This window comes from Bacillus sp. LK2, assembly GCF_001043575.1.
Taxonomy (GTDB): Bacteria; Bacillota; Bacilli; order Bacillales; family Bacillaceae_G; genus Bacillus_A; species Bacillus_A paramycoides.
In genome coordinates this window covers 35,997-61,021 of sequence record NZ_LDUK01000015.1, presented here as the reverse complement: position 1 = coordinate 61,021, position 25,025 = coordinate 35,997, and the positions used below count along the sequence as shown (strand labels likewise).

Annotated in this window: 19 protein-coding genes and 3 other annotated features; of the genes, 14 read left to right on the top strand and 5 right to left on the bottom strand. The window is 34.3% G+C overall.

What is annotated here, in order from left to right:
- The first annotated feature begins 187 nt into the window (after positions 1-187).
- From VK90_RS10105 to ileS, 11 genes are all read left to right on the top strand, one after another.
- The gene (locus VK90_RS10105; protein ID WP_048372452.1) at positions 188-376 is read left to right on the top strand and encodes a hypothetical protein; all 189 of its coding nucleotides are present in this window, start codon (positions 188-190) and stop codon (positions 374-376) included.
- Positions 377-783: 407 nt separating this feature from the next.
- Entirely contained in the window at positions 784-1,911 is a 1,128-nt protein-coding gene (locus tag VK90_RS10100) for a conserved virulence factor C family protein (RefSeq protein ID WP_048372450.1), read from the top strand.
- 3 nt (positions 1,912-1,914) lie between these two features.
- Positions 1,915-2,298: a thiol-disulfide oxidoreductase DCC family protein gene (locus VK90_RS10095; RefSeq protein ID WP_048372448.1), complete on the top strand. Its 384-nt coding sequence runs from the start codon at positions 1,915-1,917 to the stop codon at positions 2,296-2,298.
- Between the two features lie 83 nt (positions 2,299-2,381).
- A complete protein-coding gene (locus VK90_RS10090; RefSeq protein ID WP_048372447.1) occupies positions 2,382-2,816 on the top strand; it encodes a BrxA/BrxB family bacilliredoxin in 435 nt (144 codons plus the stop codon).
- A 49-nt stretch (positions 2,817-2,865) separates the two neighbouring features.
- Positions 2,866-3,642, top strand: coding sequence for a class I SAM-dependent methyltransferase (locus tag VK90_RS10085; RefSeq protein WP_048372445.1), 777 nt, complete (start codon positions 2,866-2,868; stop codon positions 3,640-3,642).
- A gap of 40 nt (positions 3,643-3,682) precedes the next feature.
- Positions 3,683-3,896: a binding site (T-box leader), on the top strand.
- A gap of 45 nt (positions 3,897-3,941) precedes the next feature.
- Positions 3,942-5,630, top strand: coding sequence for an arginine--tRNA ligase (argS, locus tag VK90_RS10080; RefSeq protein ID WP_048372443.1), 1,689 nt, complete (start codon positions 3,942-3,944; stop codon positions 5,628-5,630).
- A 241-nt stretch (positions 5,631-5,871) separates the two neighbouring features.
- Positions 5,872-6,201, top strand: a complete 330-nt coding sequence (locus tag VK90_RS28395; protein WP_082147863.1) for a DUF2085 domain-containing protein — start codon at positions 5,872-5,874, stop codon at positions 6,199-6,201.
- Positions 6,202-6,230: 29 nt separating this feature from the next.
- Positions 6,231-6,449: a hypothetical protein gene (locus VK90_RS10075; RefSeq protein ID WP_002171713.1), complete on the top strand. Its 219-nt coding sequence runs from the start codon at positions 6,231-6,233 to the stop codon at positions 6,447-6,449.
- A gap of 225 nt (positions 6,450-6,674) precedes the next feature.
- Complete coding sequence (locus VK90_RS10070; protein ID WP_048372441.1) at positions 6,675-7,559, top strand: class I SAM-dependent methyltransferase; 885 nt, start codon at positions 6,675-6,677, stop codon at positions 7,557-7,559.
- Between the two features lie 506 nt (positions 7,560-8,065).
- Positions 8,066-12,268 (top strand): bacteriocin-processing peptidase family protein, encoded by a 4,203-nt coding sequence (locus tag VK90_RS10065; RefSeq protein WP_048372439.1) that lies wholly within the window; start codon positions 8,066-8,068, stop codon positions 12,266-12,268.
- A 98-nt stretch (positions 12,269-12,366) separates the two neighbouring features.
- Positions 12,367-12,605, top strand: a binding site (T-box leader).
- 54 nt (positions 12,606-12,659) lie between these two features.
- Positions 12,660-15,761 (top strand): isoleucine--tRNA ligase, encoded by a 3,102-nt coding sequence (gene ileS / locus VK90_RS10060; RefSeq protein ID WP_048372437.1) that lies wholly within the window; start codon positions 12,660-12,662, stop codon positions 15,759-15,761.
- Positions 15,762-15,815: 54 nt separating this feature from the next.
- On the opposite strand, the gene VK90_RS10055 is transcribed toward ileS, so the two are convergent.
- On the bottom strand, positions 15,816-16,904 hold the full coding sequence (locus VK90_RS10055) for a DUF418 domain-containing protein (RefSeq protein WP_048372435.1): 1,089 nt from the start codon (positions 16,902-16,904) through the stop codon (positions 15,816-15,818).
- On the bottom strand, positions 16,894-17,490 hold the full coding sequence (locus VK90_RS10050; protein ID WP_048372433.1) for a TetR/AcrR family transcriptional regulator: 597 nt from the start codon (positions 17,488-17,490) through the stop codon (positions 16,894-16,896). Before VK90_RS10050 ends, VK90_RS10055 begins: the two co-directional genes overlap by 11 nt.
- Positions 17,491-17,819: 329 nt before the next feature.
- Between VK90_RS10050 and VK90_RS10045 the strand changes: the two genes are divergently transcribed.
- Positions 17,820-19,331, top strand: coding sequence for a M36 family metallopeptidase (locus tag VK90_RS10045; RefSeq protein WP_048372431.1), 1,512 nt, complete (start codon positions 17,820-17,822; stop codon positions 19,329-19,331).
- Positions 19,332-19,436: 105 nt separating this feature from the next.
- Here the strand turns inward: VK90_RS10045 and VK90_RS10040 are convergent, their stop codons facing one another.
- Positions 19,437-19,916 carry a hypothetical protein gene (locus VK90_RS10040; protein ID WP_048372430.1) on the bottom strand — a complete coding sequence of 160 codons (480 nt, stop codon included), beginning with the start codon at positions 19,914-19,916 and terminating at the stop codon, positions 19,437-19,439.
- Positions 19,917-19,996: 80 nt separating this feature from the next.
- Here VK90_RS10040 and VK90_RS10035 point away from each other — a divergent pair, with 80 nt between their 5' ends.
- On the top strand, positions 19,997-21,364 hold the full coding sequence (locus VK90_RS10035) for a UDP-N-acetylmuramoyl-tripeptide--D-alanyl-D-alanine ligase (protein WP_048372428.1): 1,368 nt from the start codon (positions 19,997-19,999) through the stop codon (positions 21,362-21,364).
- A 68-nt stretch (positions 21,365-21,432) separates the two neighbouring features.
- Positions 21,433-21,645, top strand: a binding site (T-box leader).
- 105 nt (positions 21,646-21,750) lie between these two features.
- Positions 21,751-23,049: an aspartate--tRNA(Asn) ligase gene (gene aspS, locus VK90_RS10030; RefSeq protein WP_048372426.1), complete on the top strand. Its 1,299-nt coding sequence runs from the start codon at positions 21,751-21,753 to the stop codon at positions 23,047-23,049.
- 35 nt (positions 23,050-23,084) lie between these two features.
- Here aspS and VK90_RS10025 read toward each other — a convergent pair whose 3' ends face one another.
- Together VK90_RS10025 and VK90_RS10020 are read right to left on the bottom strand one after the other, a co-directional pair.
- Positions 23,085-24,056 carry a peptide ABC transporter permease gene (locus VK90_RS10025; RefSeq protein WP_048372425.1) on the bottom strand — a complete coding sequence of 324 codons (972 nt, stop codon included), beginning with the start codon at positions 24,054-24,056 and terminating at the stop codon, positions 23,085-23,087.
- 38 nt (positions 24,057-24,094) lie between these two features.
- Positions 24,095-24,970: an ABC transporter permease subunit gene (locus VK90_RS10020; RefSeq protein WP_231595853.1), complete on the bottom strand. Its 876-nt coding sequence runs from the start codon at positions 24,968-24,970 to the stop codon at positions 24,095-24,097.
- Positions 24,971-25,025 lie beyond the last annotated feature (55 nt).

The following is a 25,025-nucleotide window of genomic DNA, read 5'->3' as shown; positions in this document are numbered from 1 at the left end:
AAAGTATTGTAAATTTTTCGGTGTAATATATACTTATGATAAACGAGAGAACTGGCTAATAATTTGAAACTACATAATGATAATAGTGGGGTTTTAAGCAAAGTAGGGATCAAATGAAAAACTTCGATATTTAAATGAATAATAATAGTGCTATTAGAGGGAGATAGTCCTGTAGAGGGGGATCTATATGGGTGTCATTAGGGAGAAACAGACATTATTAGGAACTGTGTATGAACGTTATGATAGCAATAATGAACTGATTCAGAGATTTGGAGCAATTGGTTATATAAAGAAATCCACAGAAAGAAAAATGACATATTTTATTGTTACTGATATTAATGGGAATTTAAACAATAGGTTCGGAAGAATTTGGTGAAAAGTATTTTTATTAGGTGTTGCTTCGTAATGTTTCTCAGCTTGAAATTTGTGGGAAACCTGTACGATTCCACAACCATAATGGAGTATGGACATCAATAGGGGCGAGGCCACTATCAGTCAGTACATTCTCCCATATCTTATCTACAGTCTGTCGGTCTTCAGCACTTCCATTTGAATTATTTTGCAATCAGTAAACTTACGCGAATAGGATATAGTCCACTAAAAAAGATATATTCTTTTCTTTTCTTTAAGCACTATAGAAACTTTATTATTCTATATAAAGAAAAAGAAAGAATGAAAAAGTATGATGGTGGGAAGAAAGTAGTTAAGCATCCGAGTAGGAGTATAGAGGGATAACATGTTACAATACAGCTAAGAACATGCAATAAAGGAGAGTTTATTTACGTGAAGATTAAAGCAATTGAACCGACGCCAAGTCCGAATACAATGAAAGTTATTTTGAATGAAGTATTACCATCAGGAGCACGTAATAATTATACAAATGAAAATAAAGAACAAGCACCCGTACAAGTACAAGAAATTTTGAAAATTGAAGGCATTAAAGGTGTGTATCATGTAGCAGACTTTTTAGCAGTAGAGAGAAATGCGAAGTATGACTGGAAAGTTTTATTACAACAAGTTCGTACCGTTTTCGGTGAAGAAATAGTGGAAGAAAGTGAAGAACAGCAACTTTCTCATTTTGGAGAAGTGAAAGTGTTTGTTCAAATGTTCTTTACTATTCCGATGCAAGTGAAGTTAACAGATGGAACGACAGAAGAGCGTGTTGGCTTACCTGATCGTTTTAAAGAATCAATTATGAAAGTGCAAATGTCTGCACCTAACGTTGTGAAAGAGCGTAAATGGGTAGAGCAAAGTACACGTTACGGTAATTTTGAAGAAATCGGGAAAGAAGTAGTAGAAGAACTTGTCGCTGCTTATTCAGAAGAACGTGTAAATCAAACGGTTAAAGAATTATTAGATCAAGCAGGTGCTATTGAAGTAACGATTCAAAAGCGTGAGCCATATAAAGTAACAGAAGAGATGATGGAAGATTCTGATTGGAAAAAACGTTTTGTAGCTTTAGAACAAATGGATCCTACTGAAGAAGATATTCCAGTATTGAAAAAGGCGTTAGATGATGAGAAAGTATCTATCCGCCGCTTAGCAACAGCATATTTAGGTATGGTAAAAGGTGATGAAGTATTGCCGTTATTATATAAGGCGTTATTAGATCGTTCTGTAAGTGTTCGCCGTACAGCAGGGGATTGCTTATCAGACGTAGGTGACCCAGCAGCGATGTTCGTTATGATTAAATCTCTGAAAGATTCAAGTAAATTAGTACGCTGGCGTGCAGCAATGTTCTTATTTGAACTTGGTGATGAAAGTGCAATTCCAGCACTAAAAGCAGCGCAAGATGATCCAGAGTTTGAAGTAGCGATGCAAGCGCGTTTAGCTTTAGAACGTATTGAAGGCGGCGAAGAAGCAAAAGGTTCTGTATGGAAGCAAATGACGGAGTCTCGTAAAGGAGAATAATTTATGATTGTTTTCTATGATAGTTGGTGTCCGATGTGCACGGCAGTGGCAGACCGTACGAAAAAAGTAGATAAAAAAGGCAAGATGAAATTTGTTTCATTTCGAGATAAAGAGGTAGTGGATCAATACGAACTTTCTGAAGAATTACAGAGCAAGATGGAACAAAGACTGTATATATTAAAAAACAATAAATGGTACGATGGCATTCATAGTATATACGTCTTAGCGAAGGCTGTCCCGTCTTTTTGGTTTGCAGTTCCTTTCATTAAGCTATCGATAGCTCTTGGATTTGGAAGTAAAGTATATGATTATATTGCTAATAATAGAAAACTTGTACCCGTAGGTCATTGCCGTGAAGGGGTTTGTGAAATCCCATTAAAAAAATAAAGACATCACTATCTTTCTTTTGCACCTATTAATAGAGCGTGATATGATAAATTTGGAATGAAAGTTGAAGGAGAGATTACAAGATGTCAAATGCATATGAAGAATACATGCGTCAAATGGTAATTCCAATGCGCCAAGAGCTAGTGCGTTCTGGATTTGAAGAGTTAACTACAGAAGAAGCTGTAACAGAATTTATGGAGAATGCATCAGGTACAACATTAGTAGTTGTAAACTCTGTTTGTGGTTGTGCAGCTGGTTTAGCACGTCCATCAGCAGGTCAAGCAGTTGTACGTGCTGAAAAACAACCTGATAATCTTGTAACTGTATTTGCAGGTCAAGATAAAGATGCTACCGCGAAAATGCGTGAATACTTCGGAGAAATTCCTCCATCTTCACCATCTATGGCATTACTAAAAGGAAAAGAAGTTGTTCACTTCATTCACCGTCATGAAATTGAAGGTGCAACAATGGACGAAATTATTACAAACTTAGAACAAGCTTTCGAAAAGAATTGCTAAAGAAGGGGGAGAGTAAATCTCCCTCTTTTCTTTATATAGAGGTGAAACAATGATAGTAACAACAGCAGGAAGAACAAATAAAGAAATGACAGCATATGCAAAAAAAGTAGCAGAAGAATTAAATAGTGCTTTCGTTATTCGTAATGACATACCTGTATATAAACTGTATGAGCAGTACGAACAAGATGTACTTGTCGTAGGTAAAAACCGATTAGCTATTTATCCAAAAGGTACGGAAGAGTCGTTTTTCTTTCATCCAAACTCAGCGATGTTTCGTGTGAAAAGGTTAATGCGAGGAGAGCATGATCCGTTGGTACAAGCTGCAAAATTAGAGAGCGGAATGACAGTGTTAGATTGTACGCTCGGTATGGCATCAGATAGCATTGTAGCAAGTTATGTCGTTGGTGAGAACGGAAAAGTAACAGGGCTTGAAGGTAATGAATTTATGGCTTACATCATGGAGAACGGTTTGCAAACATGGTCTTCATTAGTTGAAGAAATTGATGAGGCAATGCAAAGAATCGATGTAAAGCAAACGGAGCATTTCGCATTTTTAAAACAATGTGAAGATAATAGTTATGATGTCGTATATATTGATCCGATGTTCGAAGAAACTGTCATCGAATCAGATGGAATTAGAGGATTAAAACACTTCGCTTTGTATCATGATATTACTGACGAAACAATTGCGGAAGCGAAGCGTGTGGCGAGAAAACGTGTCGTTCTGAAAGATCATTTCCGTAGTTCTAGATTTGAAAAACACAATTTTCATGTATACAAAAGAAAAAGTGCAAAGTTTCATTTTGGTGTAATTGACCCTTGCTAATTGTTTGAAAAGATGTATAATAAGCAATAATTAATTAAATATACTGTCTGTGATGAAGAGAGTAATCTTTTTCAGAAGGAAAGCGAGCTAGGGATGGTGGGAGCCTGGTGCGGAGAAAAAGATGAAGCGCACTTCGGAGATGCTTCTTGAATGAATAGTAGAGTAAGCCGGGGCCCCCTGTCCTCGTTACAAACGGGAAAGTGGTTCGAAATGAACAACAAGGGTGGTACCACGGGTTAAAACTCGTCTCTTTTTTAGAGACGAGTTTTTTGTGTTTCAAAAAATAAGGAGGTTGTAGTATGGAGTATAAAACGCAGTTTGCGAAAAGCCTATCAAGTATTATTACGAATGCATTTACGCAAAATCAAATTTTAGACTTAATTGAAACGCCAAAGCAAGATGACTTCGGAGATGCAGCGTTCCCGTGTTTTTCACTTGCGAAGCAATATAAGAAAGCACCAGCTATTATTGCAAAGGAGATCGCAGAGAAATTAAATGATCGGTTCTTAACGAAAGTAGAGGCTGTTGGTCCTTATGTAAACGTATTTTTTAATCGTCAAACAGTAAGCGATGAGGTATTAAAAACGATTTTAGCAGAAAAAGAAGAATACGGCCAAAATCATTTTGGACATGAAAAAACGGTAGTTATCGACTACTCCTCACCAAATATTGCGAAGCCTTTTTCAATGGGGCATTTACGTTCTACAATGATTGGTAACTCGTTAAAGCATATCGCCGAAAAATGTGGATATGAAGTTGTAGGAATTAATTATATTGGAGATTGGGGAACGCAGTTTGGAAAGTTAATTACTGCATATAAAAAATGGGGCAATGAAGCAGTTGTTAAAGAAGATCCAATTCGCGAATTATTTAAGCTATATGTTCAGTTTCATGAAGAAGTAAAAGAGAGCCCAGAACTAGAAGAAGAAGGACGTGCGTGGTTTAAAAAATTAGAAGAAGGTGATGAAGAAGCAGTCGAACTTTGGAATTGGTTCCGTCACGAGTCTTTAAAGGAGTTCTCTCGTATTTATGAACTTCTCGGTGTGGAATTTACAAATTTTCAGGGAGAAGCTTTTTATAACGATAAGATGGAAGACTTCGTTGGGATTTTAGAGGACCACAATTTACTTGAAGAATCAGAAGGCGCATTAGTCGTTAATTTAGAAGAAGAAGGTATGCCGCCTTGCTTAATTAGAAAATCTGATGGTGCGACTATTTATGCAACACGTGACTTAACGGCAGCTTTATATCGTCAAAACACATATGGATTTGATAAAGCGCTATATGTTGTAGGCCCAGAACAAAGTTTGCATTTCAATCAATTTTTCACTGTATTAAAAAAACTGGGCTACAACTGGGTTGATGGTATGGAGCATATACCGTTCGGATTCATTTTAAAAGACGGTAAGAAAATGTCCACACGTAAGGGCAGAATTATATTACTAGAAGAAGTACTTGAAGAAGCAGTTGAGCTTGCCAAACAAAATATTGAAGAGAAAAACCCTAATTTAAAACAAAAAGAAGAAGTAGCAAAACAAGTCGGTGTTGGAGCGGTCATCTTCCACGATTTAAAAAATGAGCGTATGCATAATATCGAATTCTCATTAGAAAATATGTTGAAATTTGAAGGAGAAACAGGACCGTACGTACAATACACACACGCGCGTGCTTGTTCGATTTTAAGAAAAGAAAATGTGGAATTTGAAACGTGTAATTTTGAATTAAAAGACGATTACAGCTGGAGCGTAGTAAAATTACTCAACAAATTCCCACAAGTAATTGAAACAGCCTTTCATAAAAATGAACCATCAAACATTTCGAAATACGTATTAGACGTAGCACAATCATTTAATAAATATTACGGTAATATTCGTATATTGGAAGAAAGTGAAGAAAAAGACAGCAGACTCGCATTAGTTTATGCTGTGACGGTTGTATTAAAAGAAGGCTTACGTTTACTTGGTGTTGGGGCTCCTGAGGAGATGTAAAATAAAAATGTGTTTATGTGCAGTGACAAATATTCACAGTACTTTAGTAATGAACTGCAGATCAAATTCAAGCTAAATATAGTAACAAAAAGACAAATCGGGCGACCATTAACCTGATTTGTCTTTTTGTATTTTCTTGAATAAAACTCTTAACTATAAGGAGTTATATGCTACGAAGTGTAAGAACTCTATAATTTTGTTGTGAAATCAATTAAAATATTTTTAGAGAGGATGGTTCGTATTGATTCGAGGTTTCATTTTACATATTCCTTGTCATAGAATACCGGAAAGGAGTTTCCTTAAACTACAAAAATACATACCTTTATGTGCACGATGCACAGGTATGCTTATTGGTTTCTGTATGTTCCCAATTTACTTTTTAATAACGCCTTCGTTTAGTCTCTCATTAATGCTATCCTTTTTTGCTCAAATTCCATTATTAATCGATGGATTCACCCAAAAGTGGAGATTGCGAAGCAGTACAAACTTGCTAAGAGTAACTACCGGCTTATTAAGCGGTAATGGTATAGGACTATTTATTGCATCTAATATTATATGGATTCTTTCATAATCCATATAACAATGGAGGTAGCTACTTAAATGTTTTGGATTTACATAATTCTAATTTTTATATCAGGAGGAAGTGGAATTGGTTTTATCATTCATGAAAAATATATAGAAGCAACAATAGCTTTTGTTATTTGCTTATTATTTATGATACTACTATATTTTTATCTAAAAAGAAGCAAAAAAAAGAGAAATTTAGATTGTGACGTAATAGATTGTACCGATTGCTCAGATTGTGATTGTACTAACTAAACTTCTATTTATTTCGATATTTTTATAAAAAGGATTATATATCGTTTCAGGTATGTAATCTTTTTTGTTTTTCTCAAAATTAGTTTGTCAAATAGGTGGAGAGTAAAGAACATGTACAATTTAACGCTTTAATTAGAACTAAACATCTCTAAAATTTTTAGAAACATAGGAATACATATATTAAATGGAGAACTATAGTTTTGTAAATAATAGGGGGTGCTAGACTTGGAAGAGTATGATTGGAATAGTAAGTTAGCGTATTTAAGAAATACGAGAGATTTATATTATAACGATGATTATTTAAGCTTTCTAGTTAATTCAGTTTGGAAGATTTCTGGGCCAGTACATATTGTTGATTATGGTTGTGGATATGGTTATATAGGTTTGGCCTTGTTGCCTTTACTTCCAGTTGGATCAAAGTATACAGGGATTGATAGAGGGGAAACGTTAATAGCTGAAGCGAGAGATTTGTTTCGTGCGCTCCCATATGAAACAGAATTTATTGAGGGGGATGCTACAGAAAATGAATTGAAAAATAAATACGATATAGCGGTCTGTCATGCTTTCTTATTACATATGAATTCACCTAAAACGATGTTACAAAAAATGATTAATTCAATTAAGGATGTTGGGAAAATAATATGTTTTGAACCACATTGGATTTCTAATATGTCTTCAAATGTACTCGGTGGAGTAAACCAATCGGAAATCATCCAGCTTGGTGTTTTACAGAGGTTATTCGAACGAGACGTGCAAACAAGTGGTAAAGATGGCAATATTGGTATGAAAATACCGATTTATTTAAGTGAATTAGGTGTTAAAAATATTGAATGTAGAGTAAGTGATAAAGTGAATTTTTTAGATTCTAATATAAATCAAAATGATAAACAAGGTTTATATAATTCTCTAAAAGAAGAGGGGATTGCTAGTAATCCAGGTGAAAAACAACCATTTATAGACCGTTTAATGAGTCGGGGCTTAACATATGATGAAGCGCTAGCTCAATATGAAGCAGAACTACGATTTTTTGAAACGTGTCATATACACTCTTCTATAGTTTACGCTCCAAGTATGAGGATTACATATGGTGAAATAAGGAGAAGAATCTAATTTTAGAAAAGTAGGGATATAATGAGAATTGCTACTTTAAATATTTGAAAATTCAACATTAACTTAATCATGCGTAGTTCAAAGTGATCATTACGGTGTTTTTGTAGATTTAAAATTTGATAAGTGAAACAAAAGAGAGATTGTCCTACAGGACAATCTCTCTTTAACGTATGAAATAGAAGTAGCTATTATTGTCAAAGTTTGCAGGTGAATCGATATTCCTTGTCGAATCGCCGGTATAATTTCATTTACTGAAATAAGGTTCTACAAAAAAGGAGACAAAATCCTCTTTTTAAGGTTATACGATATTTCATCAAATTAAACAAAATGCCGAGAGAAATCATCGTTTTTAAGATATTTAGTTACAAACTTGAATAATATTAAATAATATTGTTCATTATATGAGGTTTTAGTTGAATGCATACTATATGATGTGTAAAATCTAAGCAAGTAGGTTAGAATACTGCTTGCAAATGGCAGTATAAATAATTATTTGAGGTGAATGCATGCTAGATTTTAAGCAATTAGAAATTTGTTTGAAGGAAAAGAGAGTTATAGATGGATTACAGGAGATAAATAATGAAATTGCACATATAAAAGAAACGAATAAATTATCATACGTGAAGAACTGGCTTTCTAACGTTTCATCACCTAAAGAGTTTGATATATTAATTCGCCTTGCTGATGAAGGGTTAATGCATCAATATAGCTCCTTTTTAATTCGTTACACTTATAAAAAGTTCCCCAATATGAGAACGCTCTCTTTGTATTGTGATGAGTTAATTGATGAGCGTAAAATCCTTGATGCAGAACAATTGTTAAAAAATTATTTGGAAGAGGTAAATGAAGAAGAAACTGATGCTGATGTTTTAGCGAAAGCATATTTTACGTTAGTTAGATGTTTGTTAGATATGAAGCGAAATGAAGAGGCATATACTTATATGCAAAAGGCAGAAAAGTATAGCACGCATGCAGTTTTTGATAAATGGGGTTACTTATATATACAGACCGGTGAGTGGGAGAAAGCAGAGGAACAACTTTTAGCTGGACAGCAGCATAAAGATTGTGAAGAGTTAGCTACATATTTACTAGCACAATTATATGCATATAAAGGAGAACAGCAGCGAGCATTACAACTCATTAACGATGCGATTGCAAAGTTTCCACAAATACCATACTTCCATTTTGAAAAGGTGAAATATTTATTAGATTTAGAGCGTTTTGAAGAAATGTTAGCGGTAATAGATAATATGAATCAAATGCTTTCGTATCACGCTTACACAACTTATTTCATACATTTACGTGCAGAAGCATTGTATAAAATGAATGAGATTAAAGAGTTACAAGCACTATTGAAAGTAGAATCGAGTTTGAAAAATTCTTTATATCATCATATAGAAAAAAATCCAGATGGAAAAAAGGTCCGGTTACCGTTAGTTCCAATTGTACAAAAGGATAACTATTGTGTTCCGACGAGTTTGGAAATGATGTTAGGATTATGGGGAGAAAACCGCACGCAAGACGAAATTGCAAAGCATATTTTTGATGTAACAGGTTCCAAGTTTTCAGATACAGTTACGTATTTAGAAGAATTAGGTTATGAGTATCGTTATTTTAAAGGGAATGAGGAGAAGTATAAGAGGTTACTTGATGAAGGTATTCCCGTTTTATTAAGTATAGATATTGAACACGCTTCTCATGTACAAGTACTTTCTGGTTATGACGATGTGTTACAAGCTTTTTATATTCAAGATCCGAATTTCTTAGAACCGATTCTTGTGGAATATGATAAGTTGCAAGAGAAATATCGTTATACCGATTGTTTAGCTATTACGTTTACGCCAAAAGATAGAATAGGACAGCTTTCCTTTTTAAGTGTGGAAGAACATAATTATTTTAAATCAATTTTTTCTCTTACAGATCATTTAGATGAGCAAGATAAAGAGGGAATTGAAAAGTTGATACTATTTTTAAAAGAAACAAGTGAAAATCCAAACACTTGGTTATATACAATTAAACATTTAGATGCTGAAGTAGATAAAGAGTTTATTCAGTTTTGTATAGAAAAGTTAATGGAGAAGTTTCCGAGCTCTGACTTTGTGAAATTGCATAGTGCACAGTGTTTTATTCGCCTGCAAGATATGAAGAAAGCAGGACAAATGCTTCAAAGTGTGGAGAAGAAAAACAATCAAGCGTTATATCATTTTATAAATGGACGTTATTCTTTTGAACAAGATAATTATGCAGAAGCGATTGCTAGTTTTCGTTCATCATTACAATTGGATGCAGACCAACCAGTTGCGTGGAGTTTCTTAGCTTTATCATACATGTATATGGATCAATCTGAAAAGGGGCTAGTGTATTCTCTAATAGCTATAGAACGTAGTCCAGAAAGGTTTACGCTTGTAAATCACGGTTTAATATTAATAGATTTAGAACGATATGAAGAGGCATATGGATTCTTTAATGATTTATTAAAAGAATATAAATATGAAGCGCACATATGGTATGAACGTGCAAGATGTGCTCAGTATTTAGGAAAAGTGTATTTGGCGGTAAAAGGACTTAAAGTGGCGATTCAATTAGATAAAACGGCAGCGTATGTATATACGAAGCTTTCGGAAATCTATGAATCAGATTTGGATGATGGGAATAGTGCGAAGGAAATTTTATTACAAGGAATTCAAAATTGTGAAGATCAGGCGTCTTTATATGTTCGTTTAGGAGATGTTCATTTTCAAAATGATGAACTTGAAGAAGCAGAAACTATTTATAAGCGTTCTTTAGAAGAAAATAATGAAGATGTATATTCTCATTTCGGTTTAATTCAAGTTTATATGGCAAAAGAACAATATGAGGATGCCAAAAACTATCTTGTTAGTATCAATAAGCAATTTGAAGACAATCAAGATTTCCTTATGAATGCTGGCATGGTGCTATGGGATGCTGAAATTGCATTAGGCGGGGATGAAAAAGAATTAAAACTTGCACTTTCTAAATTAGAGAACGGTATACGAAGAGTATACGCTAATATATCCAGTGTGTTAGATGAGTATGTAAGTCGAATAAAAGACACAGCTTTTGTGCAACGAGGCATAGCGTTTTTAAGAACGTTAGAAAAAGAAAAAACGGAAGTAATTGAATACGGTTGTTACGCTGGTGTTTTATATGAATCTATTGGACAGTATGATCAGGCGATAAAACGATATAATGATGCACTTAAGAAAAAACAGGATTCATTGCCGTATTTCCGTATTGGTGAAACATTCATGGCGCTAGGGCAATTTCAAGAAGCGAAGCATGCATATGAAACATGTTTAGAAATGGATGAGAATTTCATAGGTGTACATTTACAGCTTGCTGAAATATATGAAAAAGAAGAGAATCGTTTCAAAGAACAAAGTCATATGGTACAGGCGATGAAAGAAGAGCCATTGCATATTAATATGGAATATTTGGCGCAGCTTTCCGTAGAAATGAATCTTCAAGAAGAATTGCTAATTGAATTAGAAAAATTAGCGGAAGAAGTTTCTGAAATATGGCGTTTAGATGCGATTGCATACGTGTTTGGTGCGATGAATGACATAGATAAAGAAAAAGAATATATCGAATACGCAATGAAGATAGATGAAGAGCATGTGGAAGTACTATATCATTATGCGAAAGTACTTGTTAAAAAACAGAATGCAGAAGCAATCGAAGTTGCGTTGAAAGTAATGCATAAAGATTTGGAAAGTGAACGTATATTTGGTGTGTACGTAAAAGCAATGGAGCAACATAAAAAATTATCCCAAATAAGAGACGCACTTCATACGTTAAAGGTGAGAAAAGCAGAAAGAAGTACAGCATTTGTTTATGCAGCTACTGCGGTTGCCGAAAGATTAGTAGAAAGGCAGCAAAATGAACAGCCGAAAAAATCTATATTTACAAGAGCCTTTTATCGCATGAAAAATCGTGCGAAGGAAATTTCAATGATTACAGTTATTATTGATTTATTTGAGATTTCCTTAAAGTTAAACCCGAAAAATAGTATGGCAGCGCAGCGTTTCGCGATATTTTACGAGAATGCAGCGATGAATAAAGAAGCGATAGAGGTATTACAAACGTCGTTAGAAAATAAGTGGGATTATGATGTAGCGAAGCAACTTGTAAGTCTTTTCATTGAGTGTGAGGAAGAAGATATGTTACGAGATGCTTTCGAATTAACGAAACAAATGGTTCGAGAGCTACCGGATGATTATGATACGCTTCTTTTACAAGCGAATGTATTATGTAAGACTAGAGAAGAAAGAAAAGCAGAAAAAATTTGCTTACAATTAATTGAGAAAACGCCATTCGTAAGTAGAGGATTCCTTGCTTTAGGAGAAATGTACCAAAGTCAAGAGAGGTTTGAGGATGCGATTCATTTATTAGAAGGCGCTACTATACATCATCCAAATGAAACGGCAATTCTTCTTACTTTAGCATCTTCATATCATAGAGCTGGACAAACGATAAAGGCAGAAAAGATAACAAGTGAAATATTAGATATTGATGTTACTAACTTGTTAGCAAGATATGATCATGCTTGTTACTTAGCTGTATTAAGCAGAAATGAAGAGGCAAGAGAAGAACTTGGAATTGTACTTCGTGAAGATGAAACCGGATTTTTTGCTGAACTTGCAGAGGAAGATGAAGATTTATCGGGATTGCGAGAATTTGAAAAATAAATGTATACGAATAGAGAAAAAGGATATAAATAAAAATATATTTTGAATTAGTTGACAATTAATTGTTAAATGGCATAAAATAACTTTTAATAAAGTATACAAATCTGAAGACGAGAAAGAGTAAAATAGTGAGCTGTTCCCCAGAGAGCCGGTGTATTGCTGAAAGCCGGTGTGCAGACGTTATTTGAAAATCATCTCCGAGGAGCCGTGGCTGAATAAAGTAAGCTCGGACGGATGTCTACCGTTACAAAGAACGCGTATGTTAGTACGTTGCTAAGTGCTATTAGTGAAAAGCTAATAGAATTAGGGTGGTAACGCGGATAAACCCGTCCCTACTTCATAGGGACGGGTTTTTTGTGTGCTTTTAAAAAATTCAAAGGAGTGATTGTAGATGAAGAAAGTAGATGTAAAAGAGTCAGCTGTAGGGAGAGAAACACGTATTCGTAAGCAGTGGAATGAACAAAGTATTTTCGAGCAATCAATTCAGAATCGAGAAGGCGCACAATCTTTTGTGTTTTATGAAGGGCCACCAACAGCGAACGGATTACCACACGTCGGCCATGCACTTGGGCGGGCGATTAAAGATTTAGTAGCGAGATATAAAACGATGGCTGGATATAAAGTATTAAGAAAAGCCGGATGGGATACACATGGATTACCTGTAGAATTAGGCGTTGAAAAACAACTGGGCATTTCAGGTAAACATGAAATCGAAGCATACGGAATTGAACCGTTTATTCAAAAGTGTAAAGAGAGTGTATTCACATATGAGAAGCAGTGGCGTGAATTTACGGAGAGCATTGGATATTGGGTAGATATGGATGATCCGTACGTTACTTTAGAGAATCCATATATCGAAAGTGTATGGCATATTTTAGGAACAATTCATGAAAAAGGCTTGTTATATAAAGGGCATAGAGTTTCACCATACTGTCCAAGCTGTCAAACATCGCTTAGTTCACATGAAGTTGCACAAGGATACAAAACGGTTAAAGATTTAAGCGCAACGGTTAAGTTTAAAGTGAAAGATAGTGAAAATGAATATTTCCTTGGATGGACGACAACACCGTGGACGCTCCCAGCGAATGTTGCACTTGCCGTACATCCGAATATGGAATACGTAAAAGCAAAACAAGAAGAATCAGTGTATATTGTTGCTAAAGACCGTGTGCAAGAAGTGCTAAAAGAAGATTATGAAGTAATGTCTGTTCATAAAGGAGAAGAATTATTAAATATTTCATATACAGCACCGTTTCCGATGAAAGAAGTTACAAATGGATATCGTGTTATTGCGGCAGACTTTGTTACTGCAGATAGTGGTACGGGACTCGTTCATATCGCTCCAGCATATGGGGAGGACGATTATAGAGTCGTTCAAAATGAAGGGTTATCATTTTTACATGTTGTAGATGAGAAGGGTGAGTATACAGAAGCAGTACCATTTCTAAAAGGTAAGTTTGTAAAAGAATGTGACGTTGATATTGTCCGTTATTTAGCTAAAGAAGGTTTGTTATATCATAAAGAAAAATATGAACATAGCTACCCACATTGTTGGCGCTGTGATTCGCCGTTACTTTATTATGCAGGAGAAAGTTGGTTAATTCGAACAACTGAGATTAAAGAGACGTTTTTACAAAATAATGATACTGTCACATGGTATCCAGATCATATGAAGCATGGACGCTTTGGGAAGTTTTTAGAAAATATGGTGGACTGGAATATTAGCCGAAATAGATATTGGGGAACACCGTTAAACGTATGGGAATGTGAAAGCTGCGATCATCAATTCGCACCGAAAAGTATTGATGAATTAAGAAAGCATAGTACAAAAGAAACACCTGAAGATTTAGAATTGCATAAGCCATATGTGGATGAAGTACAAGTATGCTGTGAGAAATGTGGAAGTACAATGAATCGAACACCAGAAGTAATTGATGTTTGGTTTGATAGTGGTTCCATGCCTTTTGCGCAATATCATTACCCGTTTGAAAATAAAGAGTTGTTTGAAGAACAGTTTCCAGCAGATGTAATTGCAGAGGGAATTGATCAAACACGCGGCTGGTTTTATAGTTTATTAGCAGTATCAGCGCTATATACAGGGAAAGTACCATATAAACGAGTATTATCATTAGGGCATGTATTAGATGAAGAAGGACAGAAAATGTCTAAAAGTAAAGGTAACGCACTTGATCCTATGGATTTAGTAGAGAAGTTTGGTGCCGACGCACTAAGGTGGGCTTTACTTGTTGACAGTGCTCCGTGGAATGCGAAACGATTTTCTGAAAGAACAGTACAAGAAGCGAAATCTAAATTTGTAGATACGTTAGTCAATGTGTATAGCTTCTATGTTTTATATGCAAATTTAGATGGATATAATCCGAAAGAAAAGTATGAAGTTAAACGTACGAAATTAGATGAATGGGTGTTATCAAGATTGCATAGCACAACGAGAAAGGTAAGAACTGCACTAGATGATTATCAATTTACGAATGCAGCTCGTGAAATTGCTGCGCTCGTAGATGAAGTGAGTAACTGGTATGTAAGACGTTCACGCAATCGTTTTTGGGAGTCAGGAATGAATCCTGAAAAAGCAGCTGCTTATGCAACTCTACATGAAGTACTTGTTACAATTAGTAAACTAATCGCACCATTTACACCGTTTGTAGCTGAGGATATTCATCTAAATTTAGAAGGAAGCAGTATTCATTTAGCAGATTATCCGGTTGTAAACGAATCACTTATTCAGTCAAAGTTAGAAGCAGAAATGGACGCTGTTTTACAAGTTGTTGAACTTGGGAGAAGTAATCGCAATCAACATTCATTGAAAGTAAAACAGCCGTTAGCAGAGCTTGTATTACTTGAGCATAAGGAAAATGATATCGATTGGGAATCTTATCGTGATATCGTAATGGATGAGCTAAATGTTAAAGCGTTCCATGTTGAACTGGATGAAACGAAATACACATCATATCAATTAAAGTTGAATTTTAAAACAGCGGGACCGAAGTTCGGTAAGAATGTGAATGCAGTAAACGGGTGGCTAAAACAATTATCGCAAGAAGAAGTACAGAACTTTGTTTCAACTGAAAGAGCAGCATATCAAGCAGCATCAGGGGAAGAAGTAGTTGTAACGTCTGAAGATGTATTAGTAGAAAAAGTAGCGAAATCAGGATTCTCAAATACGACTAATGGACAGTATACAGTTATGTTAGACACGAATGTAACGGAGGAATTGTTACAAGAAGGAGTGGCTCGTGAATTCATTCGAGCAGTGCAAGAATATCGTAAACAATTGAATTTACCGGTTAACTTACGAGTTGATGTTGTTCTTGATACAGAAGATGAATTGGAGCATACATTAACGAACCATAAAGGGCTATTAGAAGAAAATTTACTCGTAAAACAATTTACGTTTCGTGCATTAACGAAAGAAGATGATGAACTTTCATTAGGTGAGACAAAAGTTCGAATCAAACTGAGCCCAGCTAATTAAATAAAAAGGAAGTTGGAATGAACGATTCCAACTTCCTTTTTGTATGAAGAGAAATTATCCGGCTAATTTTCTCATAATCCATTCGATAGGGCCTCTAGAAAATTTCTTTCTCCATAAAGTGCTAAATAATACACTGAAAATGAAAAATCCAGTAGCAAATAATAAAACGAAAAGTAGTGTTTGATGTTCCATCTTATTTAATAGAATCAATGTCCCAATACCGATAAATACATGGCTTACATAATGAGTTAATGTGAGTTGGCCTGTTTGTACAATGGCCGTAATAAACCAATTCTTTTCATATTTTTCAGCAAGATGGAGGCAAATTATTAATATAGCAATAGCAGATCCTGTAGCTGATGCGACGTATAATATATTGGGTAAAATGGGTCCTGTGTTAAACAAAAATGTAGATGCTTTTTCACCAATGTATGGGATAAATAGCTGTGTTAATACTTTTGATAATAGCTCTATAATTACGGTTGTTGTTGTTATACCGAGTAAGAACAACCAATGTCTAAGTTTTCTATTATGAAGATCTAACCTGCCAATTATCATACCGATTAAGAAGAATGAAAACCATGGGGAAATAGGGTGATAGCCATTAAAGAATAAGTTGCGAAGGAATCCTTTTACTGTCCAAAAGTCTATATAGTTTATAAATGGAGTAGAGCCTCCCCATCCTTCGAAGGCATTGAAAGTAAGTTGGAGATATTGTGCAGTGAGTAGAATAATGATAGAAAGCCATATTAATATAGTTCTTCGTACAGTAATTAGTAATGCAGCAATGAAAAGATAAACGCCATAGTAGTGTAATATATCCCCCGTCCATTCCATTACGTACAATAATAGTCCTAAAATAAATAAGAATAGTGATCGTTTCCATATCATTTTTCGGCTATTACTAACTTTTATTTTCTCGTGGCTAGCAACAGATGACTTAGTCATTAAAGTTATGCCAATCCCAGCAAGTATAACAAACAAGGCAGAAGCTCTACCTTCAAAAAGTGACATAAAGGTTTTTAACAGAGGAGGGCCATTTCCTTCCGCCCCTGTTATCACCATGAAATTAACTAGCAACATTCCAAACATCGCCCAAGCTCTAGCAAAATCTAAGCCGATAATTTGTTTTTTACTTTTCATAAGAATCACTTCTTTCAAATATGCTGTTAACAGCTTCAATCCATATTTGTTTATAATTCATATTTATATCAAACATCATATAACTTCCGATATTATCAAGTACTAACGCTAACATATGAGCTTTTGAAACTAGATTTTTATTTTGAATGAGTTGAAGTTCATTTGCTTTTATGAGGAGTGATTCAAATCCGTTTAAATATTCTGTTTGCACAGTTAGTAATCGATTTTTGTACATATCGTTTCTAGAAGAAAGTAAAACATATTCTTGCAACACACGATTAAAATAAGGATCGTTACGTTGTTCATCAATCATTTTGAATCCAATTTCAATACATTTCTCAATAAAATTTTCATGCGCAAACTCTTCTGTATGGAAAAAAGAAGAGAATTGCATTGCTTTGCATAATTCATTAAAAATACCTTCGATTAATGCATCTTTAGATTTAAAGTAGTAATAAATAGATGGTTTGGCGATACCAACTTCTTCAGCAATCATCGTGTAAGTTGTTTTAGCGATACCATTCTCAGCGAATAAGCGGTAACTCGCCCCAATTATCGAAGAGAGTGTTTCTTCACTTTTGCTCATAATAAATCCTCCTAATAAAAAAGGTTACATAAATCGTATCATTCATTAATAATATTTTCAACCTACCGTTAGGTAAAAAAATAGCCTGTTTTTTAATACATTAATTTAAAAATTATATGGTTAAGGGAAATAATAAAGAAATATATTTCTACATTATTTTTCTCGTTTTACACATAAATATTGAGAAAATTTCACTCACCCTAAATGTAAAGGTAATATATTTGCTCATATAGAATTACTCGTAGATTCACTTTATTTCGTTACTTGTGGACAGTAATAGCCTTATAGGAATGGGGTAAAGGTTTCAATTTATTAGGGGGAGTGGTTTTATGTTAAACAAAAAAATGGTGGCAATGGCAATGACTGTGCCATTAGTAATGGGGACAATTTCTACTGTTTCAGCACTTGAAAAACAACAGCAAGTAAAGTTAGAAGCTTATTCACCACAGAAAAAAGCGATTGAATATTTAAAAGGGAATGCTGATCAGTATGGATTAAAGCCAGACCTTTCAGACTTACAATATATTTCTACAACAGAAACGTCAGTAGCTTCATACGTTAGGTTTCAGCAAGTAGTCAATGGTGCTCCTGTATTTTCAAAACAAATAACAGTTACCCTTAATGGAGAGGGAAAAGGAGTGCTGGCAGTTTCTGATTATCAGTCTGTTAAAGGTGTGAAGGAAGTAACGAACAAGATTAGTGAAAAAGATGCGGAACAAAAATCAATGGCGTATGTTGGAGGAGAAAGTGAGCAAAATCTATGGGCTCCTACAGAGAAAGACTTCGGATATATTATTGAAGATGGAATCGCTATCCCAGTATACAAAGTTGTAGTCCATTCTAATAATCCATTTGGTGCATGGGAAACATTTATTGATGCGGAAAACGGAAAGTTAATTAAAAAGGTTGATATAAACCGAAAAGCAGAAGGAACTGGGAAAGTATTTTTACCTAACCCTGTCGTATCAAGTGGTAGTTTAGCAGGGTTAAAGGATAATAATGATGCAGATTCTACAGCGTTAAATAATCAACTAAAAACAGTTACTTTAAAAGGTCTAGATGGTACAGGATTTTTAATTGGGGAGTATGTCACGATTTCTTCAAAAGCGAAGACGAAATCTACAAATCTACAATTTAACTATACACGTGCAAATGATAGTTTTGAAGATGTTATGTCATATTATCATATCGATACATTACAGCGTTACATTCAAGGATTAGGCTTTAAAAATATTAATAATCGTTCCATTAAAGTGAATGTAAATGGTACAACTGATGATAATTCATTCTATTCTCCATCAACGAAAGCTTTAACTTTCGGTACTGGCGGAGTAGATGATGCAGAAGATGCTGGCATTATCGCACATGAATACGGGCATTCGATTCAAGATAACCAAGTACCTGGATTCGGAAGTTCAGCAGAAGGCGGAGCGATGGGAGAAGGATTTGGTGATTTCTTAGGCGCAACGTATGAAGATGCGGTATCAACGACGGGTTACGGAAAAGCATGCATTGGAGAATGGGATGCGACTGCTTACTCTAGTTCAGATCCAACGTGCTTACGCCGATTAGATAATAATAAAGTATATCCAAAAGATATAACAAATGAAGTACACGATGATGGGGAAATTTGGGCTCAAGGTCAATACGAAATGGCACAAGCTTTTGGACGTGATGTAGCAACAAAAATTATTTTACAATCACATTGGTCATTAACACCAAATGCGAAATTCCGTGATGGAGCAAAAGCGATTAAGCAAGCAGATGCTCTTTTATACGGCGGACAACACGCAGCTGAAATTGATCGTATTTGGACTGCGAGAGGAATTAGTACGAATTAATATAAAACGTCGTGGCATTTATAAGCCACGACGTTTTTGATTTGTTTAAGGACCGGTACTAGAAAATTTATTTATATCGGCGATAATGTAAATATATCAACAAGTTTACTTTGTCGCTTCTTTAAAAACAAAATGCTCTTTAAACTTTCTAGCTTCAACTTTTTGACCGTTTCTCATAGAGCGGAAAGGATGTTCTTGCCACGTAATGATAACGTCAACTTTATAGGCTTTTGTAGCAACAGGGAAATTAGCGTGTTCAAATCCAGTTTTTCCGCTTGCTAGACGACTTTCTTTTAGGGAAAAGAGTTCATATTTTGTTTTCGTATTTGGTTCATTGCGGAAGACTTCAACTTGTACGTTATATACTTCGCTTTTCCCAAGATTTTTTACAGAGAAATGATATGTTTGAAATACACCTTTTTTAGGTTGCAACAATTTTTCACCCGTTTTTTTCACTTCATCAATATTCACTTGCCATTGATTAGAGTTTTGAGAGACTGGTAAAGAGTTTGGGGAATAAGCATACGTTTCATTAACTGCAACTATGCATAACAATAGGAAAAAGAAACTAATCGTTTTTCTCATATGCACACCTCCGCTATAAAATTTATATTAATATGTGTAAAAAACTTAAATTTATGTAATAAAATGGAAAAGGTGATAGTATGATTCAAATTAGTTTGAAAGAACTTGAAGAAGTAGTAGATGGTGAAGGGCTACATGAGTTGTTTTATAAATTAGTTGCAGTGGGAGTGTCAATTGATTCTAAAAAAACTCAAGAGGAAAATTTGTTTGTACCAATTATACGTGTAAAAGATGGGCATGATTACGTACAAGAGGCAATGAGGAATGGAGCAGTTGCGTGCTTATGGAAAAAATCTCACGGTGATCCACCAAAAGGAATACCGATTATATTTGTAGATGACACGCTATTCGCGCTACAACAATTAGCACGATTTTACCGAAATGAACTTAATGTGAAAGTAATCGGAATTACTGGTAGTAATGGAAAGACAACAGTAAAAGATATAATAGGGACGATTTTAAGTACAACTTATAACGTACATAAAACGAAAGGTAATTTAAATAGTCAAATTGGATTGCCGTTAACGATTTTAGAAATGAAACGAGATACGGAGTTTTTAATACTAGAAATGGGAATGAGTGAAGAAGGGCAAATTCGAAAGTTATCAAATATAGCGCAGCCGGATGTAGCGATAATTACAATGATTGGACAGTCTCACTTAGAAACGCTTGGATCAAGAGAAGGAATTGCGAATGCTAAATTAGAAATTATAGACGGATTCAAAGAAAAATGTTTATTTTTATATAATGGTGATGAGCCATTACTTTCTCAAAATAATAAAATGCTAGGTATAGAATATAAGTCATTTGGTGAAAAGGATACAAATGATCTTTATCCTACGAATGTACGATTAAATGAATATGGTAGTCATTTCAAATTAAATGAATCAAAAAAAGTACAGTATGACGTCTCTTTGCATGGGAAGCATAATATATTAAATGCAATCATCGGAATAGCTATAGGTCAATTTTATAATGTGCCCACAGAGAAAATAAAGCGGGCTTTAAGACAAATAAACATTACAGATATGCGCTTTCAATTTTTATCTGCAAAATCAGGCTTTACGATTATTAATGATGCATGGAATGCGAGTCCATCTTCAATGACAGCAGCAATTGAAACATTAGAGAAGTTAAATACTTATGAGAAAAAAATCATTGTAATTGGGGATATGTTGGAGTTAGGAAATGAAGCTGAGGTATATCATAGAGAAATCGGAAGAATGTTAAGTCCAGAGAAAATTCAATACGTTTTTACGTATGGTAAGCTTTCAATGATGATAGCGGAAGAAGCAAAGAAGAACTATCCTAAAAATCAAGTGCAATCATTTCAAAATAAAGATGAAGTAGTAGCGAAGATTTTAGAAATAATAAATGAAAAGGATATTGTATTATTGAAAGGCTCTCGAGGAATGGCTTTAGAGGAGATTGTGCAAAAATGGATGTGAAAAATCAGAACATATTGAAAAAAAGGCTTGTGTTTTATAAAACAAAGAGATAGAATACTCTGTAAATATAAAAAGTGATGATCAGGAAAAGTACATGATGCAAGGGTCTACAGAGAGCAATCGGTTGCTGGGAAGATTGCGATACCGCATGATGGAAAGACACTTGTGAGTGTTGCTTTGAACGTGATAATTAGTAAAAGCAAACGGTACCTACCGTTATCAGGACTAAGATGGTCAGTATGACAATTTGGGTGGTACCGCGGAAAAAATCCGTCCCTATTTATAGGGGCGGATTTTTGTATTCTTTGAAAGGGGGTGAGTGACCGTGGATGATGACGATGACAACAATAATGTAAATAAACATAAAACTATTGGAGGGAAATATAATGGATCAAATAATGAAGCGTTCACTCACGCGAGAATGTACAGAGCGTAGCGGGAAGGTTGTATTACTACAAGGATGGGTAAAAAAGATTCGTCATTTAGGGAATGTTAGTTTTTTATTATTAAGGGACCGTACGGGAGTTATTCAATGTGTATTAGAAAACGAGTTAGCTGGATATAAAGTTGATGTTGAAAGTGTCGTCCAAGTTGTTGGTGAAATAGTAGAGACAACGAAAACAGAATTAGGTGTTGAACTACTTGCACATGAAGTAAAAGTATTAAATGGTGCAGAATCACTTCCATTTGAAATAAATAAAAAGAAGCTACAAGTCGGCTTAGATCAACTGTTGAATGAGCGGGTATTATCATTAAGACATGAACGAATCGCGGCGATTTTTAAAGTGAAATCTACACTCGTCCAAAGCTTTAGTGAATTTCTAGTAGAGAACGATTTCACACGTATATTTACTCCGAAAATTGTCTCACAAGGGGCAGAAGGAGGAGCGAATGTTTTTAAGCTTCCATATTTCCAAAGAGAAGCGTATTTAGCTCAATCACCACAGTTTTATAAACAAATGATGGTAGCGGGAGGACTCGAACGTGTTTTTGAAATTGCTCCTGTGTACCGGGCTGAACATCATAACTCTTCACGACATTTAAATGAATATATATCGTTAGACGTAGAGGTTGGGTTTATAAATGATTTTCATGAAGTGATGCAATTAGAAACAGATGTTTTACGATACATGTTTCAACAAGTAGGAGAAACATGTGAGAAGGAATTACAACTATTACAAATAACAGTACCTGTCATTGCAGAAATTCCTAAAATCACATTATCAGAAGCACAAGAAATTTTGAAAAGGAAGTATCGAAAAGAATCTCCTGTAGGGGATTTAGATACAGAAGGTGAAAAGTTACTAGGGAAATATGTAAAGGAAACATATAATAGTGAATTTGTTTTCATTACGCATTATCCGAAAGAAGCGAGACCAATGTATACGATGCCGAATAAAGAGAATCCATCTATTACTGATTCATTTGACTTATTATATAAAGGATTAGAAATAACATCAGGGGCACAGAGAATTCATCATTATGATATGTTACTTGCTTCTTTTAAAGAAAAAGGATTGCATCCAGAGCAATTCCAATCTTATTTAAATACGTTTCGATACGGATGTCCACCGCATGGCGGATTCGGAATTGGATTAGAAAGAGTTGTGTATAAATTTTTAGAATTAACAAACGTACGAGAGGCGAGCGCTTTTCCGAGAGATTGTACGCGCCTTACACCATAAAAAAGAATCTTCGCGATTATCGCGAAGATTCTTTTTTACTGTTCTTTCATTTTTACATTTTGTTTGAAGATGGAAAGATATTTTCTCTTTCTTTCTCTTTTGTCTTTTGATAATACACTTAATAAAAGTGAGTTATCGATATGAACCATTTCATTTTTTAGTGCATTTTGCATTCCGGATAACATCATGTATACAGCTAAAATAACGATAGTGAAAAATAAAATGGGACCGAATGCTACCCAAGGTAAAACATTTAAAAACTGATGATTGTGACCAAGTAAAACAAGTGTACCAGCAACGTTAAATGAAATGGTTTGAAATAGTGCTAAATGCAGTAATAAAACTAAAGTTTGCAGCATTTGTTGATTAATCCAAATGAAAATTTTTGGCGTAAGAAAGGGTTTTAAACGGATCTTACAAATGTGAAAAACCCCACCTCCTAATGTTTTAGAACTTGTCACAAATTCATTTTGTAGCAATAAACGAATTTCATTACTGAAAAGTTGTACTAAATTAGGTACACTAATAAAAATCAAAACTGAAATCATATAAGAAAGCCAAAGGTGTTCTTCATCTGGAGATACAAACATTACAGGTGATAATAAAAAAATTGCTAATAAGGTAGTAGGGACGTATTGGAATGTTTCAAATAGAATATCCAAAAAGCGTACGTATCGATAAAAGTATGCATGAAGAACACCGAATATAAGTGAAAAGACGATCCGGAAAAGACTAATAATCACTGCATAAAATATGGGCGTTTTTGCATCATAAAGAGTCCAGATTAAAACGTCATTCCCCTCTTTATCAACACCGAGAGGATGAGAAAAAGAGGGCGGTGCTGGAGCAGTACTAACTAGTTTATCGTCAATGTATTGAAAAGCAGGAACAGGTTGGATTTTTCCTGAGTCCATTTTTTCTTTAGTAATATAACTTGCAACAATAATAGTTACTAAAATAAGAAGACCGATTAAAAATCGTATATTAAAAACTACCTTTTTAAACATGTAAATTCCTTCTTCCTGGTAAAATGCGTTTTAATAGTTCAAAGGAGAGATAAAATGGAATCGTTTAAAATGCTGATTGTAACAATTTCCGGTATTTGATGCATAATTAAAAATTTAAACAATCCATATGAGTTAAATAAATACTCAAGTACAATCATATTGGAAATCATAAATAAAAAAATAGATTTAGCATTATAAAAAATAGATAATAGAGCGTTGATGAGTACGTGTTTATATAAAATGTAAAACGGTTTTAATCCTTTTGCGACTGCAACATTAACATAATCCTTTTGTAGCTCATCTTTATGATTTAGTAGACTGATTTTGTATAAGAAAATAATCGGTAAAATGCTTAATGTTAATATGGGTAACAAATATGTTTTTTCTTGCATTGTAGAAAAAGGTACCGTAACGAGAAAATTTGTATTTTTATAAATCCAAATGACAAATAGCTGTACACAAGCGACGAAAAATAAGTCTGGCAACGCCTCTAGTACATGCAAAATTTTAAGAATAATAGTTTGAATGTGTATTGGAAAGTAAAATGTAAGAATTGTAAAAGTAGTAGAGAGGAGTACGGCAATAAGAAAAGCGCAAATCATAATAATTAATGTATGGTTATATGATTCTAGTAAGTATGGAAATAGGTCTCGATCCGGTGATTGAATCCCTGCATTGCTGATTTTGTAAGTAATTGTTGTAGGGTGAAATAAAGAAGAGATTACATTTAATATCGAATCTAAATAGTTACTCAAATTAAATTGTAAAGTTGGTGTTGGTTGCATTGCTAGTGAATTTGCTGAATTTGGAGATTTACCAAAAAACAATTGTGGCAAAGAACAAATCGCAATAATACCAAAGATGATGAAAAATGAGCGGATAATAAAAAAACATCCATTCTTTAAATATGACATAATGTATTTTCTCCTTACAATTTATATTTGTAAATATTTTCTATAAGAATTTATA